This window comes from Streptomyces katrae (genome assembly GCF_000966975.1).
Taxonomy (GTDB): Bacteria; Actinomycetota; Actinomycetes; order Streptomycetales; family Streptomycetaceae; genus Streptomyces; species Streptomyces katrae.
In genome coordinates this window covers 1-535 of record NZ_JZWV01001354.1, presented here as the reverse complement: position 1 = coordinate 535, position 535 = coordinate 1, and the positions used below count along the sequence as shown (strand labels likewise).

General features: G+C 80.7%; 2 pseudogenes. Both read right to left on the bottom strand.

Going from position 1 to position 535, the window contains the following annotated elements:
• Nucleotides 1-193: pseudogene (locus VR44_RS37175) on the bottom strand (substrate-binding domain-containing protein); the annotation flags it as partial.
• Between the two features lie 11 nt (nt 194-204).
• Nucleotides 205-535, bottom strand: a pseudogene (locus tag VR44_RS37170) (ABC transporter permease); the annotation flags it as partial.

Here is a 535-nt window from a genome sequence, read left to right as displayed (position 1 = left end):
CGTTCCAGCCGGCGCCGGTGCGCTCGGCCCGCCCGACCGCCTCCTTCGCCCTGGCGAGGGCGGCCGGGCAGCCTCCGCCCGGGGCGGAGCCCGAGGGGTGCGCGGAGCCGTCGCCGCCGCAGCCCGCGGCGAGGGCCGAGGCGGCCGCCCACAGGGCGGCGGTCGCGAGGAGGCGCTTGCGGCTGCGGTACACGGTGCTCCTGATCAGGGCTGGACGGGGGGCTGGTGGTGCGCGGGCGGCCGGGGCGGACCGTCACCGGCGGGCGGGGCGGGCCCGTCCGCCGCGGCCCGGGTCCGCAGCCGCCGCCGAGCCGAGTAGCCGGCCAGGCCGACCGCCACCAGCAGGGTCCCGCCGTTGAACAGCGGGGTGGCCCAGAAGTCGGCGCCGAGCTGGCCGATCCCGGCGAGCCCGACGGCGAGCACGCCGACGGCCACCAGGGTCCCGATCGCGTTGGCGCGGCCGGGCCTGACGGTGGTGGAGCCCAGCAGGGCGCCGACGAACGCGGGCAGCAGGTAGTCCAGGCCCACGCTCGGG